This is a genomic window from Janibacter zhangyanbonis, from assembly GCF_050507325.1.
In the GTDB taxonomy this organism is placed as follows: Bacteria; Actinomycetota; Actinomycetes; order Actinomycetales; family Dermatophilaceae; genus Janibacter.
In genome coordinates, this window is sequence record NZ_CP191481.1 from 3216753 (window position 1) to 3238765 (window position 22013).

General features: G+C 72.0%; 20 protein-coding genes and 1 pseudogene. 8 read left to right on the forward strand and 13 right to left on the reverse strand.

All coding sequences use genetic code 11. The features are described from left to right. Positions 1–39 precede the first annotated feature (39 nt). A complete protein-coding gene (locus ACQBJO_RS15830) occupies positions 40–1503 on the forward strand; it encodes a cytochrome P450 (protein WP_421007928.1) in 1464 nt (487 codons plus the stop codon). A gap of 3 nt (positions 1504–1506) precedes the next feature. Here the strand turns inward: ACQBJO_RS15830 and aztD are convergent, their stop codons facing one another. Continuing rightward, a complete protein-coding gene (gene aztD / locus ACQBJO_RS15835) occupies positions 1507–2805 on the reverse strand; it encodes a zinc metallochaperone AztD (RefSeq protein WP_421007927.1) in 1299 nt (432 codons plus the stop codon). Between the two features lie 88 nt (positions 2806–2893). Here aztD and ACQBJO_RS15840 point away from each other — a divergent pair, with 88 nt between their 5' ends. Together ACQBJO_RS15840 and ACQBJO_RS15845 are read left to right on the forward strand one after the other, a co-directional pair. Further along, positions 2894–3223 carry an ArsR/SmtB family transcription factor gene (locus tag ACQBJO_RS15840; protein ID WP_255184658.1) on the forward strand — a complete coding sequence of 110 codons (330 nt, stop codon included), beginning with the start codon at positions 2894–2896 and terminating at the stop codon, positions 3221–3223. Continuing rightward, the gene (locus ACQBJO_RS15845; protein ID WP_421007926.1) at positions 3220–3735 is read left to right on the forward strand and encodes an SRPBCC family protein; all 516 of its coding nucleotides are present in this window, start codon (positions 3220–3222) and stop codon (positions 3733–3735) included. Before ACQBJO_RS15840 ends, ACQBJO_RS15845 begins: the two co-directional genes overlap by 4 nt. Positions 3736–3738: 3 nt before the next feature. Here the strand turns inward: ACQBJO_RS15845 and ACQBJO_RS15850 are convergent, their stop codons facing one another. The 8 genes and pseudogenes from ACQBJO_RS15850 to ACQBJO_RS15885 form a co-directional block, all read right to left on the reverse strand. Next, on the reverse strand, positions 3739–5304 hold the full coding sequence (locus ACQBJO_RS15850; RefSeq protein WP_421007925.1) for an acyl-CoA synthetase: 1566 nt from the start codon (positions 5302–5304) through the stop codon (positions 3739–3741). Then, the gene (locus ACQBJO_RS15855; RefSeq protein ID WP_255184661.1) at positions 5301–6131 is read right to left on the reverse strand and encodes an aldo/keto reductase; all 831 of its coding nucleotides are present in this window, start codon (positions 6129–6131) and stop codon (positions 5301–5303) included. The genes ACQBJO_RS15850 and ACQBJO_RS15855 overlap by 4 nt, the downstream gene beginning before the upstream one ends. A 249-nt stretch (positions 6132–6380) precedes the next feature. Next, the gene (locus tag ACQBJO_RS15860) at positions 6381–7373 is read right to left on the reverse strand and encodes an NAD(P)H-dependent flavin oxidoreductase (protein ID WP_421007924.1); all 993 of its coding nucleotides are present in this window, start codon (positions 7371–7373) and stop codon (positions 6381–6383) included. A 19-nt stretch (positions 7374–7392) separates the two neighbouring features. After that, positions 7393–8244 carry an SDR family NAD(P)-dependent oxidoreductase gene (locus ACQBJO_RS15865; RefSeq protein WP_421007923.1) on the reverse strand — a complete coding sequence of 284 codons (852 nt, stop codon included), beginning with the start codon at positions 8242–8244 and terminating at the stop codon, positions 7393–7395. Further along, positions 8241–9917: a flavin-containing monooxygenase gene (locus ACQBJO_RS15870; protein ID WP_421007922.1), complete on the reverse strand. Its 1677-nt coding sequence runs from the start codon at positions 9915–9917 to the stop codon at positions 8241–8243. Before ACQBJO_RS15870 ends, ACQBJO_RS15865 begins: the two co-directional genes overlap by 4 nt. 42 nt (positions 9918–9959) lie before the next feature. After that, positions 9960–10328 (reverse strand): hypothetical protein, encoded by a 369-nt coding sequence (locus ACQBJO_RS15875; RefSeq protein ID WP_421007952.1) that lies wholly within the window; start codon positions 10326–10328, stop codon positions 9960–9962. A 123-nt stretch (positions 10329–10451) separates the two neighbouring features. Beyond that, positions 10452–11350, reverse strand: a pseudogene (locus tag ACQBJO_RS15880) (FAD-dependent oxidoreductase); the annotation flags it as partial. A 9-nt stretch (positions 11351–11359) separates the two neighbouring features. Beyond that, entirely contained in the window at positions 11360–12022 is a 663-nt protein-coding gene (locus ACQBJO_RS15885; RefSeq protein ID WP_421007921.1) for a helix-turn-helix transcriptional regulator, read from the reverse strand. A gap of 74 nt (positions 12023–12096) precedes the next feature. Between ACQBJO_RS15885 and ACQBJO_RS15890 the strand changes: the two genes are divergently transcribed. From ACQBJO_RS15890 to ACQBJO_RS15900, 3 genes are read left to right on the forward strand one after another with little or no spacing between them, the layout of a single operon-like run. After that, positions 12097–12357: a DUF2249 domain-containing protein gene (locus ACQBJO_RS15890; RefSeq protein ID WP_421007920.1), complete on the forward strand. Its 261-nt coding sequence runs from the start codon at positions 12097–12099 to the stop codon at positions 12355–12357. Between the two features lie 6 nt (positions 12358–12363). Then, complete coding sequence (locus ACQBJO_RS15895; protein ID WP_421007919.1) at positions 12364–12825, forward strand: hemerythrin domain-containing protein; 462 nt, start codon at positions 12364–12366, stop codon at positions 12823–12825. A 47-nt stretch (positions 12826–12872) separates the two neighbouring features. Beyond that, on the forward strand, positions 12873–15461 hold the full coding sequence (locus ACQBJO_RS15900; protein ID WP_421007918.1) for a multicopper oxidase domain-containing protein: 2589 nt from the start codon (positions 12873–12875) through the stop codon (positions 15459–15461). Positions 15462–16163: 702 nt separating this feature from the next. Here the strand turns inward: ACQBJO_RS15900 and ACQBJO_RS15905 are convergent. The 4 genes from ACQBJO_RS15905 to ahpC form a co-directional block, all read right to left on the reverse strand. Continuing rightward, positions 16164–16979: an alpha/beta fold hydrolase gene (locus ACQBJO_RS15905; RefSeq protein WP_421007917.1), complete on the reverse strand. Its 816-nt coding sequence runs from the start codon at positions 16977–16979 to the stop codon at positions 16164–16166. A 91-nt stretch (positions 16980–17070) separates the two neighbouring features. Beyond that, positions 17071–17499 (reverse strand): cupin domain-containing protein, encoded by a 429-nt coding sequence (locus ACQBJO_RS15910; RefSeq protein ID WP_421007916.1) that lies wholly within the window; start codon positions 17497–17499, stop codon positions 17071–17073. A gap of 50 nt (positions 17500–17549) precedes the next feature. After that, entirely contained in the window at positions 17550–19229 is a 1680-nt protein-coding gene (gene ahpF / locus ACQBJO_RS15915) for an alkyl hydroperoxide reductase subunit F (protein ID WP_421007915.1), read from the reverse strand. 125 nt (positions 19230–19354) lie between these two features. After that, entirely contained in the window at positions 19355–19921 is a 567-nt protein-coding gene (gene ahpC / locus ACQBJO_RS15920; RefSeq protein ID WP_068312120.1) for an alkyl hydroperoxide reductase subunit C, read from the reverse strand. A gap of 312 nt (positions 19922–20233) precedes the next feature. Here ahpC and ACQBJO_RS15925 point away from each other — a divergent pair, with 312 nt between their 5' ends. Together ACQBJO_RS15925 and ACQBJO_RS15930 are read left to right on the forward strand one after the other, a co-directional pair. Next, the gene (locus ACQBJO_RS15925; protein ID WP_421007914.1) at positions 20234–21397 is read left to right on the forward strand and encodes a S1 family peptidase; all 1164 of its coding nucleotides are present in this window, start codon (positions 20234–20236) and stop codon (positions 21395–21397) included. A 186-nt stretch (positions 21398–21583) separates the two neighbouring features. Beyond that, on the forward strand, positions 21584–22012 hold the full coding sequence (locus ACQBJO_RS15930; RefSeq protein WP_421007913.1) for a hypothetical protein: 429 nt from the start codon (positions 21584–21586) through the stop codon (positions 22010–22012). The last annotated feature ends 1 nt before the right edge of the window (position 22013 follow it).

Here is a 22013-nt window from a genome sequence, read left to right on the forward strand (position 1 = left end):
TGAGTCGGGTCACTACACCTGACGAAAGGACCCGGCACCGTGGCCGTGACCGACACCCTCGTGGACCATCCCCCGACGACCGGGATGGGGTGGGCGGACCACGACTTCCCGCACCCGCCGGGTCGTCGTCGGGTGCTGGGTGACGCCTTCCGCAAGGGCATGGACCCGACCCAGCCGGTGCAGAACATGCTGCGGCTCGGGGCCGATCTCGGGCCGATGTTCGAGATGCTCGCGCTGGGCCGCAAGTTCGTCTTCGCCCGCGGTGTCGACCTCGTCGGCGAGCTGTGCGACGACCACCGCTTCACCAAGGCGCTCGCCCCGGGCGTCGAGGACCTGCGGATGTTCGTCGGCGACGGCCTCTTCACCGCTCACAGCCACGAGCCCAACTGGCGGCTGGCCCACGACCTGCTCATGCCGGCCTTCAGCAAGTCGGCGATGCGCGGCTACCACGACGTCATGGTCGAGGCCACGGACGAGCTGATCGGGGTGTGGGACACGGCAGCAGGCGAAGGGAGGACCGTCGACGTCTCCCCGTGGCTGACCAAGCTCACCCTCGAGACCATCGGCCGGGCCGCCTTCAGCCACACCTTCCGCAGCTTCGAGACCGAGGAGGTCGACCCCTTCGTCACGACCTTCGTCGCGGACATGTCGCACGCGGCCTCCCGGTCCAACCTGGCGGGCCTGCCCTTCGCCCGTCGGTGGGTGCGTCGCCGGGACGCCCGCGCGCTGGAGCGTCACGCCCACATCGACCGGCTCCTGCGCGGAATCGTCGCCGAGCGGGAGGCGAGCGGCGACCGCCGCGAGGACCTGCTCGGCCGGATGATGCACGTGCCCGTCGACGACTCGGGCGACCTGCTCGAGGCGACGAACGTGCGCCACCAGATCCTCACCCTGCTCGTCGCCGGCCACGAGACGACCTCCGGCGCACTCTCCTTCGCCCTCTACCACCTGGCCCGCGAGCCCGAGGTGCTCGCGCGGGTGCGGGCCGAGCTCGACGAGGTCCTCGGCACCGACCCCACCGCGACCCCGACCTTCGAGCAGGTGCCCAAGCTGCGCTACCTGCGCCGGGTCGTCGACGAGACCCTGCGCCTGTGGCCGACGGCACCGGGCTTCGCCCGCTCGCCGCGGCAGACGACGACGATCGGGGCCGACGGCTCGGCCGGCGTGCCCGGCGGCCTGCGGATGACGCCGCAGGACAAGGTGCTCGTCTTCATCCCGCTGCTGCACCGCGACCCCGACGTGTGGCCGGACCCGGAGCGCTTCGACCCCGACAGGTTCCTGCCGGAGCACATCCGGGCCCGGCCGGCCCACGCCTACAAGCCCTTCGGCACCGGCGAGCGCGCCTGCATCGGCCGCCAGTTCGCGCTGCACGAGTCCGTCATCGTCCTGGCCAAGCTGCTGCACCGCTTCGACCTGACGCCCGAGCCCGGCTACGACCTGAAGATCACCGAGCGGCTGACGCTCATGCCGGTGGGGTTCCGGGTGGGCCTGACCCGGCGCTGACCATCAGCCGAGGGTGCCGTCGATCTCATTGGGCACCACCGGCAGGGCGCCGCTGCTGATGACCTCGCCGGAGTGCAGGTCGACGAGGTGCAGCTCCTTGCTCGCCGGGTCGGTGACATAGGCGGTGCCGTCCTGGACGTGCACCGTCGGCCGGGGCTGCTGCCAGTCGGTCGGCTCGGTCCACTCGTCGACGACGTCGACGGAGCGGCTCACCTCTCCCTTCGCCATGTCGATGAGGTGGAGCCTGCCGTCGGTGCCGAGAACGACGCCCTCGCCGTCGGGTCCGCGCTCGAGCGAGCGGAAGGAGTAGCTGGCCGGCAGGTCGACGAGTCGGAGCGACCCGTCGCGGGTGTCCGTGATGCTCACCCGCGTCGGCCGCTCGAGCTCGGCATCGGGGTCGGTCTTGTAGTCACCCAGGACGAAGGGGGACTCCTCGCTGCCCGCCTGGTTGCCGATGCGCCCGTAGTCGTCCGGGGCGTCGATCTTGGTGATGTCGTCGTCCTTGACGAGCAGCAGCCCGTCCTCGCAGCCGAAGACGAGGGCGCCACCCTGCGCGGCCGCCTCGCCGTGGACTCCGGGGCACTCGTCGGACGAAGCGACCCTCGCTCCCTTCGCGTCGCGGATGACGATGCCGGAGCGCTCCTCCGCCGTGCCGACCGTCGTGACGATCGACCCGTCCTCGCGCTCGACGGCCACGCCGTGGTGCGGCGTGCGCTCGGCCCGTGTCGTCACCTCGGGCTTCGCGGTGGCGCCGTCCCGCAGGGCGTCGGAGTCGAAGGAGCGGATGGAGCCGTCCCCGTCGCCGTAGAGCACGGTGCGCCCGTCGTGGACGACGACGTGACCGGGGTGCTTGGCGGGGAAGGTCATGTCGGTGAGCGTCGGCCGGGTCGAGTGGTGGTGGTCGTGGTCGCCGTGCGGCAGGGACCAGCCCCCGAGGTCGAGGACGCGGAAGCCCTCGCCCTCGGTGACCATGAGGTGCCGCCCGTCGCCGACGGGGTTGAGCCGGGTGAATCCGGAGAGCGGGAACTCCCCGAGCAGCTCGAGCGAAACCGCGTCGAGGACGATGACGCCCGCGTCGTGGGTGATCGCCAGGCGCGCCGCCCGGCTGCCCTCCTCGACGGTCTTGCCCGAGGGCTCACCGACCGAGGTGGAGACGTCGGCGGCGCGCGGGATCGCCGAGGCGGAGGGGGCGGCCGAGCTCGTGGCGGAGTCCGTCGTCGTCCCGGTGCCGCACGCAGTGAGGCCGAGGGCGAGCAGGGTCGCGACGGAGAGGATCTGGGTGTGGCGTCGTGTCGTTCGCATAAGTGAGAACGATTATCGTTTTAGATATAAGGGTCAAGTCGAGGCAGATTCCTTGACAGGCATATGCTTTGAGAGGAATATTCATCGCATGGCCACGCGCGACGTCTTCACCCTCCTCGCCGACCCGACCCGACGGCGGATCCTCGAGGAGCTGTGTGCGGGCGAGCGCACCGTGGGCCAGCTCGTCACCGCGCTCGGCACGCCCCAACCCAGCGTGTCGAAGCACCTCAAGCAGCTCGGCGAGGCCGACCTCGTCCGCGCTCGCGTCGACGGGCCTCGACGGCACTACGCCGTGCAGGCCGACCAGCTGCTGGTCCTCGACCTGTGGCTTGCGCCCTTCCGCAGGGCCTGGGCCGATCGGCTCGACGACCTCGAGCGCCACCTCGACACCATGGACGACCACCAGGAGCAGTCATGACCCAGTCCACCAGCACCCCGCTCGGCACCGTGACCCGCGACGGCGCCGCCGTCGTCCTCACCTACGACCGCCACCTCGCGCACGCCCCGGAGAAGGTGTGGCGCGCGCTCACCGAGTCAGAGCACCTGCACGATTGGTTCCCTGCCGACATCGTCGGCGAGCGGGCGAAGGGAGCCCAGGTCACCCTGCCCTTCTGGCCGGAGGCGGACGAGCAGCCGGAGGACACCCCCACCCTGACCGGCGAGATCCTCGAGTGGGACCCGCCGCGGACCTTCGCCTTCATGTGGGACAGCGAGAAGATCCACTTCGAGCTCACGCCCAGCGACGAGGGCACCCGGCTCGTGACGCGGGTCCACGTCGTCGACCCGGCCGAGCGCGGCTGGCCCAGCAATGCCGCGGGGTACCACATGTGCCTCGACGCGCTCGCTGCCTCGCTCGACGGGCAGCGGATCGCGATCTTCGAGCAGGTCGGCATCCCCGAGCTCGAGGCCGCCTACACCGCGCGCGGCTGAGCCTCAGCCCAGGTCGCGCCGCACCACCTTGCCGTTGGCCGTGCGGGGCAGCGCGTCGGCGAAGCGCACCTCGCGCGGTCGCTTGTAGGCAGCCAACCGCTCGGCCGCTCGCTCGACCACCTTGTCCCGCAAGGCATCTCGGTCGGTGACGTCCGGCGTCGGCACGACCCAGGCGCACACGATGCTCACCCCGTCGCCGACGTCGAGGGCGGCGACGGCCACCTCGGCGACGCCCGGCACCCCGGCGAGCGCCTCCTCGACCTCGACCGGGGAGACCCGGTAGCCCATCGCATTCATGACGTCGTCAGCACGGCCGTGATAGGTCAGGTAGCCGTCGGCGTCGACCTCCGCGAGATCGCCAGTGACGAACCACTCGCCCCGCATGACCTCGGCCGTCTCGTCGGGCCGCTGCCAGTAGCCGAGCATGAGGCCGGGGTCCTCTCGGTGGACCGCCAGACGGCCGACCTCGCCGACCGAGAGCTCTACGGGCGAGGACTGCGGGTCCTCGAGCACCTCGGGGTCGAGGACCCCGATGCGCCGGCCCGGCTGCGCCCGCCCCGGGCTGCCGGGCCGCACCGGCATGCCTGGCCCGGTCGAGACGAAGGTCGAGATCTCGCTCATGCCGAGCGACTCGTGCAGCGGCACCCCGGTCGCGGCGCCCCACTCCTCGAGCAGTGCCGTGGGCAGCGCCTCCCCGGCGACGAGCGCGGCCCGCAGGGAGCTCAGATCCCACTCCCCCGGGTCGCCGTGGCGCAGCAGGTGACGGTAGACCCCGGGGACGGCCGCGAGATGGGTCGCCTGGTGCGCGTGGACGATTCGCGGCCAGACGAGCCCGTCGCGCGGGCCGTCGTGGACGATGGCGGTCGCGGCGTTGGCCCACGGGTCGGTGAGCCCGACCCCGAGCGTGTAGGTCCAGTTGAGCGCCCCGGCGTGGAGCATGACGTCGCCCTCGCCGAGGCCGTACCAGCCGCGGTACATCGGGCGGCGGCCCCAGGCGCTGCGATGGGCGTGGACGACCCCCTTCGGCCGTCCGGTCGTGCCGGAGGTGTAGGTGATGAAGGCGGGGCGGTCGGGGTCACCGAGGTCGTGCTCGGCCCGCTCGCCGCCGGCCACCCACCGGTCGACATCGTCGGAGGTGACGACCGAGATGCCTTGCGGCACAGCGAGATCGAGGTCGGGATCGAGGGCCACGGCCCGGGCGCCGCTGTCTGCGAGCAGCCCGGCGGCCTCGTCGGCGGTCAGCTGCGCGCTCGTCGGCACGGCGACGAGCCCGGCCGCGATGGCCCCGAAGAAGACGAAGGGGAACTCCGCCCGGTTGCCCATGCGCAGCAGCACCCGGTCGCCCGGGTCCAACCCCAGCCCGAGGAACCCGGCGGCCACCGCACGCACCACGTCGTCGACCTGCGCGAAGGTCCAGCGCGAGTCCTCGTCGTCACCGTGGACGACGACGAGCGCGTCGCGCCCCGGTGCACGAGCGGCGGGGTCGGCGACGCAGTAGGCCGACATGCCGAAGGGGGACGGCACCGCCTCTCCCGGCACGGGCCGGACCGGCCAGCGCTGGCCGCTCACATCTCCTCGTGGCGGTCCGGGTCGGCGTCGAAGAGGCGCCCGTCGGGACGGCCGAGCGCGGTGATCGCCTCGGTCTCGGCCTCGGAGAGGTCGAAGCCGAGGACCTCGAGGTTGGTCCGCTGGCGCTCCGGGTCGCCGGACTTCGGCAGCGGGAGCGACCCGAGGTGCAGGTGCCAGCGCAGGACGACCTGGGCGGGCGTGACGTCGTGGGCCCGGGCGGCGGCCACCACGGGAGCCGCCTCGAAGATCTCGCCCCGGCCGATCGGGCTCCACGCCTGCGTCGTGATGCCCCGCTCGGCGTCGGCGGCCCGCTGCTCCGTTTGCGGGAAGGCGGGGTGCATCTCGACCTGGTTGCTCGCCGGAGTCACGCCGGTCGCCTCGATGATCTCGTCGAGGTGGGCGGGCGTGAAGTTGCTGACGCCGATCGAGCGGACCAGCCCCGCCTCGCGCGCCTCGACGAGCCCCTGCCAGGCCTGCACGTAGTGCCCCTGCGAGGGGTTGGGCCAGTGGATGAGCACGCTGTCGAGGTACTCGAGGTCCATGACCTGCAGCGAGGTCTCGATGCTCTTGCGGGCGCTCTCGTGGTCGCGACCGGGCACCTTGGTCTGGACGAAGACATCGCCGCGGTCGACGCCGCTCGCCCGGATCGCCTCGGTCACCTCGCGCTCGTTGCGGTAGTTGACCGCCGTGTCGATGAGTCGATAGCCCACCTCGAGCGCCGACGCGATGGCGCGCACGCCGTCGTCCCCGCGCAGGGGGTAGGTACCGAATCCGAGGACCGGCACCGACGTGCCGTCCCCGAGGACGCGAGTGGGGATCTCAGCCATGCCCTCCACGCTAGCCCCGCGGTCCACCGGGACGAAGGGGGGTTCCGCACCCGCTCACGGCGGGTCTTCGACGCCAGCCAGCGGACGACGGGGACGGTATGGCCCGACTCATGAAGAAGTCCGGTCGCCAACTCTGCAAGACCCTAAGGTCTTGCAGAGTTGGCGACCGGACTTCTTCTGAGGGCCACGCCGTCCCCGTCGGGAGCCGAGCAGCACGGAGCCGGCCGAGGGATCAGGTCGCCGATCCGCCTACTCGCCGAGGACCGCGAGCAGCTCCCCCTTCGCCTGGGTGTACTCGGCCTCGAGCTGGTCGACGAGCTCGGCCACAGGGACGACGGAGTCGATGCCGGCGACGGACTGGCCGGCGCTCCAGATCTCCTTCCAGGCCTTGGGCGCGGTCGTCGAGGTCGTGCTCGGCGGCTCCTCGGCGTGCGGGTTGGTGACGTGGCCGAGGTCGACCCGCTCGGGCACCGGCAGGTGGTCGGGGTCGAGGCCGGCGGCGACGATGCTCTCGCGCAGGAAGTTCGCCGGGATGGTGCTGATCGACGGGGTGTAGACGATCTGCTCGGCGCTGTGCCCGACGAGCATGTCGCGGTACTCCTGCGACACGAGCGACTCGCTCGTCGCGAGGAACCGCGTGCCCATGTAGGCCAGGTCGGCACCGGCGGCCTGGGCGGCGAGCACGTCGCGGCCGGTCGACAGGGCACCACTGAGGATGAGCGGCCCGTCCCAGACCGCGCGCACCTCGCTGATCAGGGCGAAGGGGTTGAGCCCGCCGGCATGCCCACCGGCACCGGCGGCGACGAGGATGATCCCGTCGACCCCCGCGGCAGCGGCCTTGGCCGCGTGCTTGGCATTGGTGACGTCGTGGAAGACGAGCCCGCCGTAGGAGTGGACCGCGTCGACGACCTCCTTGGCCGCGCCGAGGCTGGTGATGACGAGCGGCACCTCGTGGGCGACGATCCGCTCCAGGTCGGCCTCGATGCGCTTGTTGCTGCTGTGCACGATGAAGTTGACGCCGTAGGGCGCCGGCTGCCGATCGCCGGGCTCGGCGAGCGCGTCCTCGATCTGGGTCAGCCAGCCGTCGAAGTCCTCGGTCGTGCGCAGGTTGAGCGCGGGGAAGGTCCCGAGGACCCCCGCGCGGCAGGCACCGACGACGAGGTCGACACCCGACCCGAGGAACATCGGCGCGGAGATGATCGGCAGGCGCAGTCGGCCCTGGAGCTGCTGGGGCATCGTCATGGCCCCATGGTGGCAGTCGCTACTGGCGCTTCGCCGCGAGGGCCATCCCTCGACCCATGAGCGACCAGTAGCGCGCGGGCAGCAGCCGGGCGACGGCGTCGAGCGCGCGGGCGTCGTTGCCGATGAGCAACCGGGGGCGCCGGGCGACGGCGGCCTCGATGATCTCCTCGGCGGCCCGGTCGGCCGGGTAGCGCAGCACCTTGTCGAAGGCCGCCCGTCCGCGCTCGGCCTCGTCGGGGTCGGTCCCCGCGGCGATCCGGGCGTTCTTGGCGATGCCGGTGCGGATGCCGCCCGGGTGCACGCTCGTGACCCCCACCGGCTGGTCCTCCACCTCGAGCTCGCTGCGCAGCGACTCGCTGAACCCGCGCAGCCCGAACTTGCTCGTCGAGTAGGCCGACTGCCCGGGCGGGCCGATGAGCCCGAAGAGGCTCGAGGTGTTGACCACCTGCCCCTGACCGTTGGCGAGCATGAGCGGCAGCAGCGCCCGGGTGAGCCGGATCGGCACGAGCAGGTTGATCTCGAGCAGCCAGTCGAAGTCCTGTGCCGAGACGTCGACGAACCGGCCACCGACCGCGACGCCGGCGTTGTTGAAGAGCATCGTCACGCCGGCGTGCTCGTCGCGGATGCGGGCGATCACCTCGTCGGCAGCGGCCCGGTCCGACAGGTCGACGACGAAGGGGGTGACCCTCGCCCCGGGCGTCTCCCGGCCGATCTCCGCGACGACCCGCTCGAGGCCGGCGGCATCGCGGTCGAGGACGACGAGGTCGGCCCCGCGTCGGGCCAGCCCCTTGGCCAGGTGCTCGCCCATGCCACCGGCGGCACCGGTGACGACGGCCGTGCCGCCGGCGACGACGAGCTCTGGCCGGCTCACCGGACGATCTCCGCCGGCACCTCGGTGGCCGCATCCGTGGTCGGGCCCGCCGGCGAGCCCTCTGCAGTCGCGCCCTGACCGGCGCCGGCAGGCACCTCGACGACGTCGCCGACGGACCCGTCGACATTGCTCGAGCTGCCCGGCAGCGGCAGCTGCGCCGGGGCCGCGGCTCCCTGGGGCAGGGACACTCCCTTCGCCCCGAGCGGAGCGAAGAACATGTCCTCGGTGACGTCGGCGCGGCCGAAGGCGATCTTGTCCTTGACGTAGCTCTGCGGCATCGTCCACGGGGCGCGGTCGCCGACCTTGGGGAAGGCCGAGACGATGCGCTGCACGTAGCCCGAGGTGAGGTCGAGGATCGGCCCGGCGGTCATGCCGTCGGGCGCGACCGGCACGGCGACGCCGAGGCCGTGGTCACGCAGGTGCACGAGCAGGCGGGCGACGTAGCGGCTGACGAGGTCGGCCCGCAGCGTCCACGACGCGTTGACGTAGCCGACGGTCATCGTGAGGTTGGGGACCCCGGCGAGCATGAGGCCGCGGTAGGCATAGGCCCGCTCCTGGGCGACCGGCTCGCCGTCGACCGACAGGCTCGCGCCGCCGAGCAGCTGCAGCCGCAGGCCCGTCGCCGTGACGACGATGTCGGCCTCGACGACGCGACCGTCGGTGAGACGGACCCCCTCGGGGACGAAGCGCTCGATGTGGCCGGTGACGACCTCGGCGCGACCGCGGCGGATCGCCGCGTAGAGGTCCCCGTCGGGGACGGCGCACAGGCGCTGGTCCCACACGTCGTAGGGCGGGGTGAAGTGCTCGTCGACGACCTCCTTGGGCAGGAAGGCACGCGCCTGGCCGAGGACGATCGCATTGGCCGCCCGCGGGCGCTTGCGCGAGAGCTCGTAGAGGAAGGTCTGCAGTCCGAGGTTCTTGATCCGGGTCAGGGTCTGGACCCGCTGCGGGCTGAGCCGCTTGCGCAGGACCTGGACGAAGGGGTCGACCCCAGGCTGCGAGAAGACATAGCTCGGCGTGCGCTGCAGCATCGTCACGTGCGCCGCGGTCTGCGCCATCGCCGGCACGACGGTGACGGCGGTCGCGCCGGAGCCGATGACGACGACCCGCTGCCCGGCGTGGTCGAGGTCCTCCGGCCAGAACTGCGGGTGCACGACGGTGCCGCGGAAGTCCTCCACACCGACGAAGCCCGGGTCGTGAGCCTGCTCGTAGTCGTAGTAGCCGCTGCCGAGGTGCACCCAGGCCGCGCGCACCTCGCGCCGCCCGGCGGCGGTGTCGACCTGCACCGTCCACTCCTGGGCCTGCGTCGACCAGTCGAGCGAGACGACGCGGCAGCCGGTGTGGGTCCGCTCGTCGAGGCCGCCCTCGCGGGCGGTCTCGCGGACGTAGTCGCGGATGTCGCCGCCGTCGGCGATCGCCTTGCGCCCCTGCCACGGGCGGAAGGGGAAGGACAGGGTGAACATGTCGGAGTCCGACCGCACTCCCGGGTAGCGGAAGAGGTCCCACGTGCCGCCGGTGCGCTCGCGCGCCTCGACGATCACGAGGTCGACGCCGGGGTCGGCCTCCAGGATGCGGTGGGCGGCGCCGATCCCGGAGATGCCGGCGCCGACGACGAGGACGTCGACGTGCTCCGGCAGGTCCCGGACAGCGGTGTCCTCGGGCGCGGTGGTCATGCGGTGCCTTCCTGCGGTGCGGCTAGTTGCCTCACCAGTAACCTACGCGTCGCGCGGCGGCCCCGCCAACACCTCGTTGAGCGCCTCGACCGACGAGGGGTGCGTCCAGATGCCGTCGCGCAGCTCGCTCGCGGTCACCCCGGCGCGCATCGCCAGCGCCACGAGGTTGATGAGCTCCTGGGCGTCGACCGTGTGCAGCGCGGCCCCGAGGACGAGGTCGGTCTCGGGGTCGACGCAGAACTTGATCAGCCCGTGGGTCTCGCCGAGGACCTTCGGCCGCGGCATCGCGGCGATCTTCGCCACCGGCTTCGCGTGGACGGCGACGTCGACCCCCTTCGCCCGCAGCTCCTCCTCGCTCGCGCCGACCCGGCCGAAGGGAGGAGTGGCGAAGGTCGTCGTCGGGACGGCCACGCGGTCGGCCGTGCTGCGCCGGCCCTCACCGGTGAGCTGGTCGAGGATGATGCGGTGGTCGTCGTAGGAGACGTAGGTCTGCTGCGGGCCGCCGTTGACGTCGCCGACGGCGAAGACGCCCTCGACGCTGGTGCGCAGGTGCTCGTCGACGACGATCGCGCCGGAGTCATCGGTCTCGATGCCGGCGGCCTCGAGACCGAGCCCCTCGGTCGCGGGGACCCGGCCGACGGCGACGAGCACGGCGTCGGCAACGAGCGAGCCACCCTCCCAGCCGACGGTGACGGCCGAGCCGTCGTCCTCGAAGCCGCTCACGGCGACGCCGGTGCGCACCTCGACACCGCGGTCGGTGAGGGCCGTGGTCACGGACTCGGCGACGTCGGCGTCCTCGCGGGCGAGGATCCGCTCGCCGCGCTCGAGGACGGTGACCTGCGAGCCGAAGTCGGCGAACATGCTCGCGAACCCGAGGGAGATCGGCCCGCCGCCGACGATCGCCAGGCGCTGCGGGAAGGGGCTGACGTGCTGGATCGACGTCGAGTCGTGGATGCGCGGGCCGTCGGCGCCGGGGACGTCGAGCGGGCGCGCACGGCGCCGGTGTTGATGATGACCGTCTCGGCGGTGATGTCGAGCTCGTCCGCCCCGCCGGTGACGTGGACGGTCCGGGGGCCGGTGAAGCTCGCCCGGCCGCCGACGACGACGCGCACCGCGTCGACGTCCTCGAGCATCTGACGGTTGGCGGCGTTGAGCTTGGTGATGAGGGCATCGCGCGCGTCGACCGCCCGACCGAACCACGCGGCCGGGTCGTCCTCGGGCCGTCGCTCCTCGGCCTGGTGGACCAAGGCCTTGGTCGGGACGCAGCCGATGTTGATGCAGGTGCCGCCGACCATGTCGGCGGACTGCTCGACGATCGTCACGCTGCGGCCGGCCCGGCCGAGGGCACCGGCGAGGGCCTTGCCGGCCTTGCCCCAGCCGATGACGAGGACGTCGGTCTGCCCGGTCGTGGCCTGGGCTGCGCTCTGGGTCATGCACCGACGCTATCGATCGGCGGGCACCCGCAGGAGGCAGGCGCCCGGCTCGGCGAAGGGGGTCAGCTCGATGGGCGGGTCCTCCTCCCTTCGGCCGAGGGTGCCGGCCACGAGGCCCAGGTGGACCTGGCAGATGACCTCGGGGTGCTCGAGCGCCGCCTCGAGGAGGGGGCAGGTCGTCAGGCGCACGACCTCCCCCTCGCGGACCGGGCCGAAGCCGAGGTCGGCGAGGGTCGCATCGAGGCGCGCGGACGCGTCGCCATCAGCCGTGCGCATCTGCTCACCCCAGGCGCGGCCGATGGAGCGGGCCCGCGTGCGCACCTCGGGCCCGTCGCCGTGGGCGATGAGGTCGGCGGCGAAGGCGCTGGTGAGCGCCCGGTACTCCGCGGTGCGCGCGCCGGGGCGGGGGCCGGCCTCGTAGAGCGTCGCGGGGCGGCCGCGCCCCTGGGCCGGAGCGGTCGTCGCGGTCGCGAGGCGCCGCTCGACGAGCTGGGCGAGGTGGGTGCGGACCGTGTTGTCGTGCGTGCCCATCCGCTCGGCGACGTCACTGACGCGAAGGGAGCCACCCGCCTCCCGGAGCACGTCGAGCACCGCACGCGCAGCCGCGCCGAGGTCGACGGGGTCGCCCTCGGGGGCAGGCGCAGGGCCGGCGGCGGTATTTTTCACAGTCATGAATGTAGTAATTTGAAGAGGGGTCGGGCAAGCACCGCCCGATCCTGACACCCGACGACGAAGGGACCACCACCATGCCTGCGAACCTCCCCGTGGCCGACACCGACATCCCCGCCCTCGACGTGCGCCCGGTCCCCCACTCCATCCGCCACGCGACGGTCATCGGTGCGCTCTCCGCGATCCGCCCGGGCCGCTCCCTCGACCTCGTCGCCCCGCACGACCCGCAGCCGCTGCTGCGCCAGATCGAGGGCCTGGAGCCCGGCGTCTGGTCGGTCGAGTACCTCGAGCGCGGCCCGGAGGCGTGGACCCTGCGCCTCACCCGCGCCGCCTCCTGACCGACCGTGTGCTCCTACTGCGGCTGCCAGTCGATCGGGGTCATCGGGCGCTTCACCGCCGAGCACGAGCAGATCATCAACGCCAGCGGACTGCTGCGACGCGCAGCGCAGGCCGGGCGCACCGATGAGGTCGTCGAGCTCGTCGACGAGGTGGCCGCACTGCTCACCCCGCACACCGACGCCGAGGAGGTCGGCCTGTTCACCGTGCTGCGGCGCGACGAGGACTTCACCGAGTACGTCGACGCGCTCTGCGGCGAGCACGTCACCCTCGACGAGCTGCTGGAGCGCATCCGCGCCGGCGAGAGCGACCTGGCCGACCGCTTCTACAAGGAGCTGCGGTCGCACATCGAGCGTGAGGAGGACGGCCTCTTCCCCGCCTCGCTCACGACCCTGCGCGGCGACGACTGGACCGAGGTCGACGAGCTGACCGCCGCGGCCTTCGCCGTCTCGCCCCTCGCGCCGCAGTGACCGCACGACCGGCCGGACCACCCCGAGGGCAGTCCGGAGTGTGGGCGATGCGCGACCGACCGGGCGTGCTGTGGCTCGTCGCCGCCGCCCTCACAGCGCTCGTGCACCCCTTCGTCCCCGACTCGACGTGGCTGATGGTGCACATGGTCGCCCTCGGCGCCATCACGCACTCGATCATGGTGTGGAGCTCGCACTTCGCGACGACGCTCCTCAAGCACCGACCCGACATCGACGTCCGCGCGACGCACAACCGGCGCCTGGTCCTGCTGCACCTGGGGATCATCGCCGTCCTCGTCGGTGTGCCGACGGCGTGGTGGTGGCTGACCCTCGTCGGCGCGACCGCCGTCGGCGTCGCCGTCATCTGGCACGCGTGGCAACTGAGGCGCCGGCTGCGCGGCGCACTGCCCGGACGATTTCGCATCGTCGTCCACCACTACCTGGCCTCGGCCGCCTTCCTGCCCGTGGGCGCGACCCTGGGCGTGCTCCTCGCTCGTGGCCAGACCGACGAGATGCACGCCCGGCTGCTCCTGGCGCACTCCCTGGTCAACCTGCTCGGCTGGGTGGGCATCACCGTCACCGGCACGCTCATCACCCTGTGGCCGACGATCCTGCGCGCCCGTATGGACGACGCGTCCGAGCGCCGCGCCCGCCAGGCGCTGCCGGGTCTCGTCCTCGGTCTCGCGCTCGCGTGCACCGGCGCCCTGGCCGGATGGCGCTGGCTGCTCCTCGCCGGCGTGGCCGGCTACCTCGTCGCACTGCTGTGGTCCGCCCGCTCCCTCGTCGCGCCCACCCGGCAGAAGCCACCCCGCCACTTCGCCGCATGGTCCGTCATGGCCGGCGCCGTCTGGTTCCTCGTCGGCATCGGCATGGTCGGCTGGCGGGTGGCGACCGCGGACGACTTCGCCGCCATGGCCTCCGGCTACGGGCGGGTCGCCGCGGTGCTCGTCGTCGGTTTCGGCCTGCAGGTGCTCACCGGCGCGCTCAGCCACCTCGTCCCGGCCGTCATCGGTGGTGGCCCACGGGTCGTGCGGGTCGGCATCGAGAGCTTCGATCGCATCGGCATGACCCGCATCGTCATCATCAACGTGCCGTTGGCGCTGTCGCTCCTGCCCGTCCCCTCCGGCACCCGCGTCGTGCTGACCACCCTCGTCCTCATCGGGCTGGTCGCCTTCATCCCGATCATGCTCACGTCGATCAAGCGGCTCGTCGCGGCCCGCAGGGAGGCCGCGCTGGCCACCCCCGAAGACCGTCGCGCAGGTCTGGAGCAGGGTCGGGCCGACGCTGCGCGGGTCCTCGATCCTCCCTTCCCCCGTACCCAGGTCATGGCGGGCGTGACACTCGTGGCCCTCGCCCTGGCCGCCGGCCCCGCACTCCAACCGGCCCTCGACGGCGGGAGCGTCGACGCCGCCCCTGCAGCAGCCGTCACGCCCACTGGCGAGACGACCGAGGTGACCGTCACCGCGCGGGCCGACATGACCTTCAGCCCCTCCCGCATCGAGGTGCCCGCCGGGGACCGCCTCGTCATCACGCTGACCAACGAGGACGGCAGCACCGTCCACGACCTCTACCTCGACGACGAGACGCACACGCCCCGCCTGGCGAAGGGAGAGTCAGCCACCCTCGACGTCGGTGTCGTCGGCGCCGACCGCCAGGGGTGGTGCACGGTGACCGGGCACAAGCGGATGGGCATGACGTTGACGATCGACGTCACGGGCGCACCCCAGGCCGCCCCCTCCGACGCGCCGTCCCATGACGGCCACGACAACGAGGACACCCCCTTCGACCTCACCACGGGCGCGACGTGGCCGGACGGCTTCGAGCCCGACGACGCCTCTCTCCCACCACTGCCCGACGCGCGTACCCACCGGGTGACGCTGCGCGTGCAGGAGGTGGAGGTCAAGGTGGCGCCGGGTGTGACCCGGACCCGCTGGACCTTCGGTGGCACCGCGCCCGGCCCGACCCTGCACGGCCGGGTCGGTGACCGCTTCGTCATCACGCTGGTCAACGACGGCAGCATCGGGCACTCGATCGACTTCCACGCCGGCTCGCTCGCGCCGGACCGGCCGATGCGCACGATCACGCCCGGGCAGCGGCTGACCTACACCTTCACCGCTGAGCGCGCGGGCATCTGGATGTACCACTGCTCGACGATGCCGATGGCGACGCACATCGCCCAGGGCATGTTTGGCGCGGTCGTCATCGAGCCGGAGGGACTGCCCGAGGTCGACCGCTCCTACGTGGTGACCGCGTCGGAGCTCTATGCCGGCGAGGAACCCGACGGCGACCCGGCGGCGACCGCCTTCAACGGCCGCGCCTTCCAGTACGAGGCGGACCCGCTCACCGCGAGGGTCGGCGAGCGGGTGCGCTTCTGGGTCCTCGACGCCGGACCGGACCGGCCGGTCTCCTTCCACGTCGTCGGCGGGCAGTTCGACACCGTCTGGAGCGAGGGCGCCTACCGCACCGGGGGACCGGACGCCGTGGGTGGCCCGGCGGCCGGCTCCCAGGCGCTGGGCCTGATGCCCGCCCAGGGCGGCTTCGTCGAGCTGACCTTCCCCGAGGCCGGTCACTACCCCTTCGTCAACCACGTGATGAGCGACGGGGACAAGGGGGCGCGCGGCACCATCCGGGTGCGCTGAGACGTACAGCGACCGGACGCGTCCGCGACGCGTCCGGTCGGTGTTGTGATCAGATCGGCTCGACCTCGCCGACCTTGCCGTAGAGCACCGGCTCGTCCCCACCACCGGTCATCCACAGGGTGCCCCCGCCACCGATCGGGGTGGCCGATCCGCCACCACCACGCCCGCTGGGCTTCGGCGGCTCGGGGTCACGCTCGTTGCGGGTGCAGTCCGTGCGCGTGGCCCCCCCCTGAAGCGGTCCACGTCCCAGGTCTCGCGCTGGTAGTAGTCGGCGCCGAAGGTCTCGTAGACCTGTGTCGACCAGAGCGGGATCGTGCCCTCCGGGCCCCGCTCGTCGGAGATCTTGCGCACCCCCCGGTAGTTGCCCGCGGAGTCGATCCACGTGTTCGGCGAGGGCGGGCTCGTCGCCGGAGGGCACTGCCTCGGTGGCGTCTGCGCGTGCGCCGGTGCTGCGGTGAGGGCGGCTCCGGCCGCGGCGAGCGAGCCGGCCGTGAGCAGGGTGGCGATGGTCGTGCGGATGCGTGCGCGTCGAGCGGACATGTCAGTTCCTCCTGATCGCCGGGGACCGGACCCGGTGCCCGGTCCCCGGCGGCCTGCGCCGCCGGGACCGAGCCTCGTCGCGTCACGACGAGGTGACCCGCGCATCAGTACTCATCCCGTGGAGGTGACGGTGAGTACTCGCACCGATGACGGGCCCGGCGCTCAGGCGGCCGGCAGCGTCGAGTCGGCGCGCGCGAAGGTCGCGGTCGCGACGTCGACGACGAGCTCGGGGTGGTCGACCTGCGGGCAGTGGCCGCAGTCCGGCAGCGGCACGTGGGTCGCCTCGGGCAGCCGCTCGCGGGCGGCGCGGGCCTCCGAGGGCAGCAGCAACCGGTCGCCGTCGCCCCAGGCGATGGTCGTCGGGACGACGAGGTGGCGGGTCGTGCGCAGGAAGGTCGCGCGGACGAAGTGCGGCCAGAAGCCCTTGGCCCGACGCAGGTTGAGGGTGTCGCCGACCGCGTCCTCGAGGGTGACCTTGTCGGGGTGCGTGTAGAGGGAGCGGAAGGCGAGCTTGCGGAAGCACGGGTAGGAATTGAGCTGGCGGTGGACGGCCTCGGGCAGGTGGCTTCCGACCTTCATGAAGAGCAGGTTGGCCGCGATGTTGGGCAGGTGCCACGGCGGGAAGAACCCGGCCGGCGACAGCGCGGTCGCGCTCCTGACGACGCCCTCACGGGCGGCCATCTCGAGGACCATCGCGCCACCGAGGGAGTTGCCGATCACGTGCGGCCGGTCGATGCCCAGCTCGCGGAAGAACCGCTCGAACTGCTCCGCGTGGCTGCCCATCGACCAGCCGTCGGGGCGGGTCGGCCTCGGCGACTCGCCGTGGCCGGGCAGGTCGACGACGTAGACGTCGTGACCGCGCGCCGCGAGCATCTCCGGGACCTCACCCCAGGCCTGCCGCCGGTGGCCGATGCCGTGGATGAGGACGACGGGCTCCCCGGAGCCCTCGTGGCGGGTGTACTCGATGCGACTCTGCATGAGCGGAGGTTACTGAGGGGTCACCTCGGGCGCCAGACCGACGACGAAGGGTGGGACGCACGTCACGTGCGCCCCACCCTTCGTCGGTGGATCAGTGCTCGTTGGGGTCCGCGTCCTGGTCGGCCTTGGTGGCGTGGACCGTGCCGTGCACGTGCTCCGGCGGGCCGTAGAGGGAGTAGACCTTGAGCGGCACGTCGCCGATGTTGGTGACGTTGTGCCACTGACCCGCCGGCACCATGATGATGTCGTCGTCGCCGACCTCGCGGTCGAACGAGAGGTCGTCCTCGGCCGGCCCCATCTGGGCGCGGCCACGGCCCTCCTCGACCCGCAGGAACTGGTCGTGGTCCTCGTGGACCTCGAGGCCGATGTCGTCACCGGGGGCGATCGCCATGACGGTCAGCTGCAGGTTGGTGCCGGTCCACAGCGTGGAGCGGTAGTTCGTGTTCTGCAGGGTGGCCGACTCGATGTCGACGACATAGGGGGCGGGTCCGTGGTCGGAGAGGTCGATCTGCTCACTCATGCGCACTCCTGGTGTGGTCGAAGGGGGATGAGGGTGACGGTAGCGACCGGTCAGGCCGAGGCGCCGACCGAGTCGGGCACGTCGATCTGGTCGCCGGCCTCGAGCGGCCCGTCGGCGGCCTTGGTGCCGGCGATGGCGGCCTCCTCGTCGGGGGCGCTCGTGCGGATGAGGTGGTCGAAGGCGCTCAGCGAGGCCGTCGAGCCGGCACCCAGCGCGGTGACAATCTGCTTGTAGGGCTCGACCGTGCAGTCGCCCGCGGCGAAGACGCCCGGCAGGTTGGTCCGGCCGACGCCGTCGATGACGATCTCGCCGCGCTCGGAGAGCTCGACCGCGTCACCGAGCCACTCGGTGTTGGGCAGCAGGCCGATCTGGACGAAGACACCCTCCAGGGCGAGGGTCTGCCCTTCGCCGCCGTCGCGGGGCTCGACGACGATGCCGGTGACCTTGCCACCGTCGCCGACGACCTCGGTCGTCTTCGTGCCGAGGCGGATGTCGACGTTGGGCAGCGAGCGCAGCTTGCGCTGGAGCACCTCGTCGGCGCGCATCTCGTCCATGAACTCGACGAGCGTCACGTGACCGACGATGCCCGCGAGGTCGATCGCAGCCTCGACGCCGGAGTTGCCGCCGCCGATGACGGCGATGCGCTTGCCCTTGAAGAGCGGACCGTCGCAGTGCGGGCAGAAGGTGACGCCCTTGTTGCGGTACTCCTCCTCGCCGGGGACGCCCATGGTGCGCCAGCGGGCACCGGTCGCGAGGACGACGGTCTTGCCCTTGAGCGAGGCGCCGCCCACGAGGTCGACGACCGTCAGCCCGTCGTCGCCGGCGGACAGGCCGGCCGCGGCCTGGCTGCGGATCATGTCGACCTCGTACTCGCCCACGTGGCGCTCCAGGTCTGCCGCGAGCTTCGGGCCCTCGGTGTGCGGGACGGAGACGAGGTTCTCGATCGCCATGGTGTCGAGGACCTGACCGCCGAAGCGCTCGGCGAGCAGACCCGTGCGGATCCCCTTGCGCGCCGCGTAGATCGCCGCGGAGGCGCCGGCGGGACCGCCGCCGACGACGAGGACGTCGTAGGGCTCGCGGGCCGACAGCTCCTCGGCGGCGCGGGCCGCGGAGTCTCCACCGGCCAGCTCGTCGACCTTGGCGACGATCTCGGCGAGCTCCATGCGGCCGGAGCCGAAGGACTCGCCGTCCACGAAGACGGTCGGCACGGCGAGCACGCCGCGGCGCTCGGCCTCCTCGGGGAAGACGGCGCCGTCGATGGCGGTGTGGGTGATGCCGGGGTTGAGCACGCTCATGAGGTTGAGGGCCTGGACGACGTCCGGGCAGTTCTGGCAGCTGAGCGAGAAGAAGGTCTCGAAGTGGTGCTCACCGGCCAGACCCTTGATCTGCTCGATGACGTCCTGCGCGGCCTTGCTCGGGTGCCCGCCGACCTGGAGCAGCGCCAGGACGAGGGAGGTGAACTCGTGGCCCATCGGGATGCCGGCGAAGCGGACGGACACCTGCGGGTCGGACACGCGGGTGATCGCGAAGGACGGGACGCGCTCGTCGAGGTCGCTCCCTTCGGCCACCCGGCGGGTGATGAGGTCGCTCATCCCCTCGATCTCGACGATCAGCTCGTCGAGCTCACGGGACTTGGGGCCCTCGTCGAGGCTCACGACGAGCTCGATCGGCTCGCGGAGGTTGTCGAGGTAGGCCTTGAGCTGGGTGGCGAGGTTCTGGTCGAGGGCCATGGTGCGAGCGACTCCTGCAGGGACGAAGGGGGTGTGGCTGGGGGTGGGTGGGGGCGGCGGCGAGCGCCGCCCCCACCAGAGATGCACCGTGCGTGACGGCGATCAGATCGAGCGGAGAGGCTCGATCAGATCTTGCCGACGAGGTCCAGCGAGGGGGCGAGGGTCTCGGCGCCCTCTTCCCACTTGGCCGGGCAGACCTCGCCGGGGTTGTTGCGGACGTACTGCGCGGCCTTGACCTTGCGGACGAGCTCCTTGGCGTTGCGGCCGATGCCCTCGGCGGTGATCTCGAGGAACTGGATGACACCGTCGGGGTCGACGAGGAAGGTGCCGCGGTTGGCCAGGCCCTCGTCCTCGCGCAGGATGTCGAAGTTGCGCGAGATGGTGGCGGTCGGGTCGCCGAGCATCGGGTAGGTCACCTTGCCGACGGCGTCGGAGGTCTCGTGCCACGCCTTGTGCGTGAAGTGCGTGTCGGTCGAGACGGAGAAGACCTCGACGCCCAGGCCCTTGAGCTCCGCGTCGTACTCGGCCGCGAGGTCCTCGAGCTCCGTCGGGCAGACGAAGGTGAAGTCGGCCGGGTAGAAGAAGAAGATCGCCCACTTGCCGGCGATGTCGGCCTCGGAGAAGTCCTTGAACTCGCCGTTGATGTAGCCGGTCGCCTGGAAGGGCTTGATCTGGGTGTTGATGAGGGACATGCGTGGGTCTCCTGTGCATCTCTCGGGATCAGGTCGCTCCATCCGGTGCGGACTGGACCGCCCCGTCGATTGGAACGATTCCAGATTAGCGAGGGACTCCCCTTCGACGCAAATCGGGGCGGTGACATCGACGTGAACCTTGCGTGTGAAGGGTGCGAACGGCCCCGGCAAGAGTCAGGAGGGCCCGCCCGGTCGGTCGGGATATCGCCAGCCGGCCCCGTATTCGGTCAGGTGGCGTGGCGTGGGTCACGGCCGCCCGCCACCTTCGTCTCACCGGCCGGACACCCCCGGCTCGCCACCGAAGGAGTACCCATGACCTTGCGCAGCACCCTCACCCTCACGGCCGCCCTCGCCGGCGCCGGCGCCCTCCTCGCCCCGGCCGCCACGGCCGCCCCCGTGCCCGACGGAGGGGTCTCCACCCAGGACCCGATGACCTCCTACGTCATGGAGCGTGACGGCAAGACCCGCGCGCAGGCCCGCGCCTACCTGGCGACCAAGGACCGCAAGCAGGCCACCTTGCGGTCCCTGGAGTCGAAGGGGGTCACGACCGATGGTGCGTGGTTCGACGGCACCCAGCTCGTCGTCGGCGTCGACTCCGCGGCCGACGCCGCGAAGGTCCGCTCCGCCGGGCTGCGCCCGAGCACGACTGTGGGACAACGGGATCTGGACCGCGTCGCGGCCAAGGTGCTCCGTCAGGCAGGCGCGTCGACGCACGTCGTCACCGTCGGGCCGGACCTGCAGCAGGGTGTCGTCGAGGTGCGGATCGCCGCGGACGCGCCCAAGGGTCTGCGGGACAAGATCTCGCGCATGGACCAGGTCACCGTCACCACCGCGGACGAGCTGACCACCCAGGCCGACGTCGTCCCGGGCCGGATCATGGACCTCTCCCCCGGCACCAACTGCTCGCTCGGCTACCCGGGCAAGACGTCCAGCGGCAACAACGTCCTGCTCACCGCCGGCCACTGCGTCGAGGGGCTGCCCCACATCCTCGACGCCAACGGCACGCACATCGGCAAGGGGACGCACAGCCGCTTCCGCGAGGGGTACAGCAGCGTCGACATGGGCCTGATGGACATCGACTCCGAGGACGTCGGCCAGCCCTACGTCGACAGCCGCGGCCACTCGGGCTACTACCCGGTCAAGGGCGCGAGCAAGAACGCGGTCGGCTCCGAGATCTGCAAGGCCGGCAACACCACCGGCTGGACCTGCGGGACGATCAAGGCCTACAACCGCACCGTCAACTACGGCGGCACCGTCGTCTCCGGTCTCGCCGAGGCCAGCGTGTGCACCGAGGGCGGCGACTCCGGTGGTGCCTACATCGGCGTGGGCAACCTCGCCCAGGGCATGACCTCGGGCGGCCCCGTCGGCGCCGAGTGCGGCTACAACCAGGGCTACAACGCCGGGTCGTACAGCTTCTACCAGCCGGTCGTCGACGCCGCGAACTACTACGGCGTGCGGATCGACACCGCCAGCTGACCCGGACCTGACGGCGTTGGTGTCACCCGGTCCCCCTTCTCCGGGCCACCGGGTGACACCAACGACGACAGGTGACATCAACGACGACAGGTGGAGGTGCGCGGCGGCCCGAGGGCTGGGTCCCACGTTCCGCGTGGGCGTCTCGACACCACGGAACCTCCCGCCGGCCCACCACGTCACAGGCGCATGAAGCCCTTCGCCCTCGCCGCTGCGCTGCTGCTCACCTCCGCCTGCGGGCTGGTCGAGTCGGCCGACGACCCCGAGCTCGACCCGGCCACGGTCGTGGTGGAGGTCAGCTGGGTCCCGCCCTCGACGCCCGACCGCTACCAGGACACCCGCTCGCTCCGGCTCTCGCAGGACGAGGTCGTCGAGACGGTCAAGGGCGACGAGACGACGCGCCCGATGGACGCCGACCGGTGGGAGGACTTCGTCGCCGAGCTGCCGGCTCGCCTCGACGAGATCGACAGCCAGGACACCCCCTGCGTCGGTGCGGATGGCACCAACCTCACCGTGACCGGCGCCGGCAGCGCCGACCGTGAGATCGTCACGACCGTCTGCGGCGGCGAGCCGCACCCCTCGGCCGCGAAGATCGACGCGCTCGTCGAGGACTGGTGAT

Coding starts and splice junctions, on each gene's coding strand:
- ACQBJO_RS15840 (WP_255184658.1), top strand. CDS start 2,894: ATGGCCACGCGCGACGTCTTCACCCTCCTCGCCGACCCGACCCGACGG.
- ACQBJO_RS15890 (WP_421007920.1), top strand. CDS start 12,097: ATGCCTGCGAACCTCCCCGTGGCCGACACCGACATCCCCGCCCTCGAC.
- ACQBJO_RS15845 (WP_421007926.1), top strand. CDS start 3,220: ATGACCCAGTCCACCAGCACCCCGCTCGGCACCGTGACCCGCGACGGC.
- ACQBJO_RS15925 (WP_421007914.1), top strand. CDS start 20,234: ATGACCTTGCGCAGCACCCTCACCCTCACGGCCGCCCTCGCCGGCGCC.
- ACQBJO_RS15870 (WP_421007922.1), bottom strand. CDS start 9,917: ATGACCACCGCGCCCGAGGACACCGCTGTCCGGGACCTGCCGGAGCAC.
- ACQBJO_RS15900 (WP_421007918.1), top strand. CDS start 12,873: ATGCGCGACCGACCGGGCGTGCTGTGGCTCGTCGCCGCCGCCCTCACA.
- ACQBJO_RS15910 (WP_421007916.1), bottom strand. CDS start 17,499: ATGAGTGAGCAGATCGACCTCTCCGACCACGGACCCGCCCCCTATGTC.
- ahpF (WP_421007915.1), bottom strand. CDS start 19,229: ATGGCCCTCGACCAGAACCTCGCCACCCAGCTCAAGGCCTACCTCGAC.
- aztD (WP_421007927.1), bottom strand. CDS start 2,805: ATGCGAACGACACGACGCCACACCCAGATCCTCTCCGTCGCGACCCTG.
- ACQBJO_RS15930 (WP_421007913.1), top strand. CDS start 21,584: ATGAAGCCCTTCGCCCTCGCCGCTGCGCTGCTGCTCACCTCCGCCTGC.
- ACQBJO_RS15860 (WP_421007924.1), bottom strand. CDS start 7,373: ATGACGATGCCCCAGCAGCTCCAGGGCCGACTGCGCCTGCCGATCATC.
- ACQBJO_RS15905 (WP_421007917.1), bottom strand. CDS start 16,979: ATGCAGAGTCGCATCGAGTACACCCGCCACGAGGGCTCCGGGGAGCCC.
- ACQBJO_RS15885 (WP_421007921.1), bottom strand. CDS start 12,022: ATGACTGTGAAAAATACCGCCGCCGGCCCTGCGCCTGCCCCCGAGGGC.
- ahpC (WP_068312120.1), bottom strand. CDS start 19,921: ATGTCCCTCATCAACACCCAGATCAAGCCCTTCCAGGCGACCGGCTAC.
- ACQBJO_RS15855 (WP_255184661.1), bottom strand. CDS start 6,131: ATGGCTGAGATCCCCACTCGCGTCCTCGGGGACGGCACGTCGGTGCCG.